Source organism: Helicobacter sp. UBA3407 (assembly GCF_949747025.1).
In the GTDB taxonomy this organism is placed as follows: Bacteria; Campylobacterota; Campylobacteria; order Campylobacterales; family Helicobacteraceae; genus Helicobacter_D; species Helicobacter_D ganmani.
The window spans coordinates 1-6,329 of sequence record NZ_CATKCB010000091.1 but is presented as its reverse complement, the minus strand read 5'-3'; the positions used below and the strand labels follow the sequence as shown (position 1 = coordinate 6,329).

At 39.2% G+C, this 6,329-nt stretch carries 8 protein-coding genes and 2 tRNA genes; 1 reads left to right on the top strand and 9 read right to left on the bottom strand.

Annotation, left to right across the window (positions count from 1 at the left end; translation table 11 throughout):
- From Q1553_RS02245 to ribE, 6 genes are all read right to left on the bottom strand, one after another.
- Positions 1-421, bottom strand: a 421-nt coding sequence (locus Q1553_RS02245) for a sulfatase-like hydrolase/transferase (RefSeq protein ID WP_300842722.1), incomplete at its 3' end; no start/stop codon positions are given.
- A 56-nt stretch (positions 422-477) separates the two neighbouring features.
- Positions 478-1,329 carry a hypothetical protein gene (locus Q1553_RS02240; protein ID WP_297599762.1) on the bottom strand — a complete coding sequence of 284 codons (852 nt, stop codon included), beginning with the start codon at positions 1,327-1,329 and terminating at the stop codon, positions 478-480.
- A 129-nt stretch (positions 1,330-1,458) separates the two neighbouring features.
- Positions 1,459-2,250: a flagellar basal-body rod protein FlgG gene (gene flgG / locus Q1553_RS02235; protein ID WP_297599765.1), complete on the bottom strand. Its 792-nt coding sequence runs from the start codon at positions 2,248-2,250 to the stop codon at positions 1,459-1,461.
- An 11-nt stretch (positions 2,251-2,261) separates the two neighbouring features.
- Positions 2,262-3,095, bottom strand: coding sequence for a flagellar hook-basal body protein (locus Q1553_RS02230; RefSeq protein ID WP_297571089.1), 834 nt, complete (start codon positions 3,093-3,095; stop codon positions 2,262-2,264).
- A 229-nt stretch (positions 3,096-3,324) separates the two neighbouring features.
- Complete coding sequence (locus Q1553_RS02225; protein WP_115551316.1) at positions 3,325-3,609, bottom strand: EscU/YscU/HrcU family type III secretion system export apparatus switch protein; 285 nt, start codon at positions 3,607-3,609, stop codon at positions 3,325-3,327.
- On the bottom strand, positions 3,609-4,232 hold the full coding sequence (gene ribE / locus Q1553_RS02220) for a riboflavin synthase (RefSeq protein WP_297599770.1): 624 nt from the start codon (positions 4,230-4,232) through the stop codon (positions 3,609-3,611). Before ribE ends, Q1553_RS02225 begins: the two co-directional genes overlap by 1 nt.
- A 59-nt stretch (positions 4,233-4,291) precedes the next feature.
- On the opposite strand from ribE, the gene Q1553_RS02215 reads away from it, so the two are divergent.
- Positions 4,292-5,086, top strand: coding sequence for a TatD family hydrolase (locus Q1553_RS02215; protein WP_298495956.1), 795 nt, complete (start codon positions 4,292-4,294; stop codon positions 5,084-5,086).
- A 24-nt stretch (positions 5,087-5,110) separates the two neighbouring features.
- On the opposite strand, the gene Q1553_RS02210 is transcribed toward Q1553_RS02215, so the two are convergent.
- From Q1553_RS02210 to Q1553_RS02200, 3 genes are all read right to left on the bottom strand, one after another.
- Complete coding sequence (locus tag Q1553_RS02210) at positions 5,111-5,875, bottom strand: complement resistance protein TraT (RefSeq protein WP_115551313.1); 765 nt, start codon at positions 5,873-5,875, stop codon at positions 5,111-5,113.
- Positions 5,876-5,997: 122 nt separating this feature from the next.
- Positions 5,998-6,074 (bottom strand) — tRNA-His (locus Q1553_RS02205).
- 19 nt (positions 6,075-6,093) lie between these two features.
- Positions 6,094-6,171: transfer RNA gene (locus Q1553_RS02200), tRNA-Pro, on the bottom strand.
- Between the last annotated feature and the right edge of the window lie 158 nt (positions 6,172-6,329).

Here is a 6,329-nt window from a genome sequence, read left to right as displayed (position 1 = left end):
CATAAGTAGCGATGATTTCCTTTTGTTTCTTATCGGCAAAACTTGGATAATGAATATCGTTTGCATTAAACTTCGCAAATTCTTTGGGGTAACGTTTATCGTAGTTAAAATGTGTCCCCATTAAATGAATAATGTCTAGGCGAGATTCGGTAGGATTTTGCTCTAGTGCAGATTGAATAAAAGGCAAAAGGAATCCATCGTATGTAATTTGACTTTCTGCAATGCGGGAGCTTGTGATGAACTTGTTTAAGTTTGCTTTATAATCCGCAAGAGATGCGATAGAGGAAAAGGCATTGACTTCTGAGCCGACAACTTCTTGATTGGAAAAAACAGCAGTTTTGTATCCTGCAAGCGAAAAAAGATTGATAAGGTCTAAGGATTGATTCCATTGACTATCTCCAGCATTGGAGAAATTGAGCAAATGTTGTAAGGCGAGTTTGGTTTGCGCAAAAGATGCGATTGTATCACTAAATAACGCTAGTTGCCCCCCCCCTCATTATTTGCAAAGCTCCTTAAAAAAGGGGTATTGGGAAGCTCATAACCATAAACTTCAAGGAAATTTCTTTGTGTGGATTCCCCAATGACTAGCACAATATGCTGTGGGGAATCGGAGCTTTTGGAGATTTTACCTTGATAGGATTCACGCAAGGCTTGATAATTGCTTACAAGTTGTTTGTAGCTTGTATAGAAGCTCGTGCTACCATAATACTGACGAATACTATAAAAAAGTCGCGTGAGGGAATTTTCGTTGAGCTTCGCAAAAGGTTCGGGCTTGTGCTTGAAGTAGCGATTGGCAACATCTGCGATGAAAATCACACTAAGCAGCACATAAAGCGCAAAAAAGATTCCAATCAATCTAGGAGACAGGGTTGTTTGTGGGGTTGGGAAAAACTTAAAATAACCATAACCAGCTAATAGGAATCCAAGGGCAATTAAGAAAATCTTGAGATTCAAAAAAGCAATGAAAAACTCTCTTGCTTCTTTGAAGTTTGTTTGCAAGATTGCGTCAAGAACATAGGGTGTGATGAGACTGCGATAAGAATACAGCAAAAATCCCTCTACGATAAGTGCAATCGCACTTAAACCTACAAGTAATAACAAAAGAGTGCGCGCAAGATTGCTTGGGAAAAGTAAAAAGGCGAGGTGTAAGCAAAGGAGTTCTAGCAAGATTGTGCTAAAGAGGGATTTGGTGAGCTTTTCTAAAAACCAAGGGATAGAATCGTAAAAATAAGAAAAATAATTCCAAAAAAATAAAAGAATCGCATTGCAAATAAAGATAAATAAAACACTAGATAAATTCTGTTCTAAAAAGGAGAAAAAGCTAGACATTTTAAGCCCTTTATTCTAATATTAAAATCGTAGTTTAATATTTTTTGGATAAATAGTCTAGTCTTTAAAATTGCAAGAAAGGGGAGATTTGCAAAGAAAGGCATAGAATGCCCTCTCTTAAATAGCGTGTTAGTTACGTTTAAGTTGATTGACAATTTGGAGCATAGAATCCGCTGTTTGGATAGACTTAGAATTGGCTTCATAGGCTCTTTGCCCGACAATTAAGTCTGTCATCTCCTCTACCAACTTCACATTGCTTGTTTCTACAAATCCCTGTCTTAGCAGCCCGAAGCCATTAAGTCCCGGAGTGCCAACGATTGGGTCTCCTGAAGCGTTGGTGTTGAGATAAAGATTATCGCCTAGCGCGTGCAAGCCTGCGGGGTTGATAAAATTCACGGTTTCAATCTGTCCTAACTGATTGACTTCAGTAGCGTTGCCTTGCACAACGGTTACCGTCCCGTCTGTTCCGATATTGATTTCTCTTGCGTCATCTGGAATCGTGATATTTGGCACAAGCAAATAACCTTGAGAATTGACGACATTACCCTCATCATCACGTTTAAATGCTCCATCACGCGTATAGGCAATCGTGCCATCAGGAAGTTCAATTTGAAAGAATCCATTGCCCGTGATTGCAATATCAAGGTTTTGCTCTGTTTCTTTGAAGTTTCCTTGAGAAAATAGCTTTTGAACCGAAGTAGGGCGCACACCTAATCCCACTTCAATTCCTGTTGGGCTAAGAGTAGTCTCTGAAGTGCTTGAACCTGCGTATTGAATCACTTGGTGGAACAAATCCGCAAATTCAGCGCGTTCCTTGCGATAGCCCAAGGTATTGACATTGGAAATATTGTTTGAAGTAACATCAATAAATAATTGCTGTCCTAACATACCTGTTGTTGCTGTGTAGAGTGCTCTCATCATTTGGAATCCTTTTATGCTTTTGCTGCTAGTTTTGTAATGGCTTCTGTGTTTAGCTCGTCCATATGTGTTTTTAACACTTTGGAATAGGCTTCCACTAAGCGGTTTGTTTCAATTAATCCAGTCATTTCATAGACAACATTAATATTGCTTTTTTCTAAAAACCCTTGACGCACTGCGCCACTTTGTTCTAGTGCTTCGCGCTCGTTGTTGCGCTCCTCTGGGTAAGAGTAGAGATTATCTCCTACTTTTTTAAGATATTTTGGGTTTTCAAAGGCTACGATTCCGATATTTGTCATCAAAGCCATTTCGCTAATTCCCTCATTGTTTAAGTCTCGCGTATAAACATTTCCATTGGTATCCACTTCTACTTGGAATCCATCAATAAATTCAATATATTGTGGAGCGTCCAAATATTCGCGAGGAAGCACGGGATAGCCTTCTTTATTGACTAATCTGCCTTGTTCGTTTAACACAAAAGAACCATCGCGTGTGTAGCGAATTCCTTCGGGTGTTTCAATCATAAAATACGCATTTTCTCGCCCAAGTGCGAAATCAAAGGTATTGTCTGTTTGCATCATTCCGCCAAGTGAGCGGTCAGTAAATTCTTCTACGATTTGTGGCACGCGATTCAAAGAGCGATTGTAAAATTTTGCCGCGTCTTTTGTCTGCTCATCAATAGGCAAAAAGTCCTTTGCTTGTTCATAAAGTCTTAAAAAATCTCCAATCACAACATCATCACGCTTGAATCCGGTTGTATTTGCGTTTGCGATGTTGTTTGCAATTACATCTAAGCGGTCAATTTGTGTAACCATACCGCCGACAGAGCTATAATATCCACCTTGCATTTTATGCCTTTTGTTAAACTTTTGTGAGAGTTAAAGCAAAAGGTGTTCCAAAATGAGATTCTAAAAGGATTTTAAAATAAAATTGTTGAATCTCCCAAGAGCTAAGTTTGCCACTACATTATTGCGAGAAAATTTAAAAAATTTTCGTGGCAATCCATAATTTTATCTTGCCACTAAATATTTTGATTGCTTATATTATAGATTGCCTCGTTAAGTGTTTTCTTTATCCTCACTTTTTATTGCTCATTTGTGCTTTATTTTCGGTTTTGTAAAGCCAAATAAAGACTTCTACGACTGCCTTATAAAGTGTGGGTGGAATCTCCTCGTCTAATTCTAAGTTAATTAGCGAATCCACAAGTGCTTTGCTCTGAAATAAGGGGATTTCGTATTCCTTTGCCTTTTCAATAATTCTTTGCGCAAGAAATCCCTCACCTTTGGCTATAACTTTTGGAGCGCGTTGTTTGTTTTGCTCATAAGCAAGGGCGACAGCTTTTTGATTGAGTAGCGGTGGCATTAGTAGCTTCCCAAGATTCTATCTACCGCTTCCCAACTTAGTTTTGGGTTTGGCTTTTCTTGTGGTGATTGCAGAAAGTGTCGCACGAGGCGTGCAAGACAATCGGTTTCTATATTGACACGCATTCCGACTTTGTAGGTTTTAAAAAGCGTAGAATGCAAAGTGTGTGGGATAATCGTCAAGCGCAAAGTATTTTCTAGGATTTCGTTAATCGTCAAACTGATGCCATTGACTGCAATACTTCCCTTTGGCGCACAGAGTGCGAGAATCTCTGGAGTCGTGCGGATAAAAAAGTCCGTGCCGATTCTGTTGGATTCTATTTTTGCAATTTCCCCAATTCCATCAATATGCCCTTGCACAAGATGTCCATCTAACCTATCACTTAGGCGCATAGCGGGTTCAATATGCACCCAATCTGTATAAGTCTCTAGCGCAATGTGTTGTTGTGTTTCCTCACTAAGCTCTAGCATAAAGCCCTTATCTAAGATTTGAATTGTTGTGAGACAAACCCCATTGACTGCGATAGAATCTCCGATTTGAGGTTTATGTTTTGCAAGCAAAGTCAATGTTGCGTTTTGCAAGGATTTGACTTTGCCAAACTCACGCACAAGTCCTGTAAACATTTCCAACCTTTAAGTAAAATTGCATTAAAATTTGCAAATTGTAGCATAAAAGGAGCAATATGCAGCTTTGTGATACGCATTGCCATTTAGACGATAAGCGATTTATAGAGGATTTTCCTTTGATGATAGAGCGTGCCAAAAAGGTTGGAATCACACGTTTTATTATCCCTGCCGCTGACCCTAGAGACTTAAGGAGGGCGCAAGAATTGGCGCATACTTATGCAGAAGTTTATTTTGCAAGCGGTGTGCATCCAGATTTGGCGCATTTATATGATGAAGGTTACATTAAAAAATTCTTAAGCGATTCTAAATGTGTGGCGGTAGGAGAATGTGGGCTAGATTATTATAGGATAGAGGATAATCTTGCGGATTTTTGTGTGGAATCTGAAGCAGAGGTAAAACAAAAGCAAAAAGAAGTTTTTATTGCGCAAATCCATCTCGCCATAGAATCTCAAAAACCTTTGATTGTGCATATTAGAGACGCTTCGTTGGATAGTTTGGAGATTTTGCAAACTTACGCTCCTAAACTTAAAGGTGGAATCCTGCATTGTTTTAATGCGGATTTTCAGCTGCTCTCTTTGGCAAAATTTAACTTTTATTATGGAATCGGGGGGGTTTTAACCTTTAAAAATGCAAGAAAACTTGTAGAAGTATTACCTAGGATTCCGCTTGATTCGCTTTTGCTTGAGACAGACGCGCCCTATCTCACGCCTCACCCTCACAGAGGAGAGCGTAATGAGCCAAGCTTTGTGCCTTTGGTATTAGAAAAAATGAGCGAGATTCTAAACCTACCCAAAGAAATGTTGGCAAATCAAATCAACCAAAACACTACAAGGCTTTTTGGGGAATTGTAGAATCTTAACCGCTTCAAATTTTCTCTAGAAAATTCCTGAAATTTGCGTAGAAATTTTGTCCTCTAAAACAGGAATCGCTTCTTGTAATGTGAGATTTAGCTTCGTTGCTTCCGCAAAAAGTGTGGTGGATTTTTCAGAGTAATTGCCAGTATAAGTTTGTCCGCTATATTGGACTTGATTGGCATTGAGTTTGCCACCACCTTGCGTGCTAGCGACATTTCCTCCAAAGCTATTGAGTAAGCCCGCTCGTCGTCCATCTCGCACGCTAGCTTGTCCGCTATCTGTTGCATTATAATTAATAGTGCCACCTTCAATCCTTTGGCGCACATTAATATCGACTTGCATTTGGAAAATCGTATCTTCTGTGAGTTTTCCTAGAATTGCACCAGCAGCTGCACCTGCCAATCCTCCAACCACCGTTCCAGTAGCGGAGTTGTGATTATATCCACCCACGCCAGCACCCACAGCACCGCCTAAGACACCCGCACCTACCGCATTGTTTTCTTGCTTAATATCACAATAAAGCACATTGGCTTGCAAGATGAAATTGGCAAGTTCGGGGTCATCTACGACAATATAGCCTTTGTTTTGTAGTTTTTGTAAAATTTTAGATTCCAAATTAATTTCTTGTCCGCTTGTATTGCGCAGTGCAACAAAAATCGTTTGTTTGGATTTTGCAACAGGGTCTATAAAAATGCTTTGCGACATTGTCGCTTTTGTTTGCATTGTTGTTGTAACACAACCACTTAATGCTAAGATACATAAAAGAGGAAGCCATATTGTTTTCATTGATGAACCTTTTTGAGAAAATAAATATTATAAATATTATACTAAATTTATCTAACTTTTTGGATAACAGCAAGATAATGAAAGAAAAAGAATGAGATTCTAAAATAATAAAAGGTTTTCAATGGGGTGGGCGATGGGAATCGAACCCACGACCCTCAGGACCACAATCTGATGCTCTAACCGACTGAGCTACGCCCACCATTGATACAAATAGAAAATGGTCGGGGCGAAAGGATTCGAACCTTCGACCCCTTGGTCCCAAACCAAGTGCGCTAACCAGACTGCGCTACGCCCCGACTAAATAAAAGAAGCGTAATTATACTTTGTAAAACCTTGATTGTCAATATTCTATCAAGGCAAATATGCTATAATAGAAACTTTCATTTTGCAAAAAGAAGGAGTTTTATGCGATTGGTTGTCTTACAGATTTTGAGCTTTACTTTTATTTTTTTGT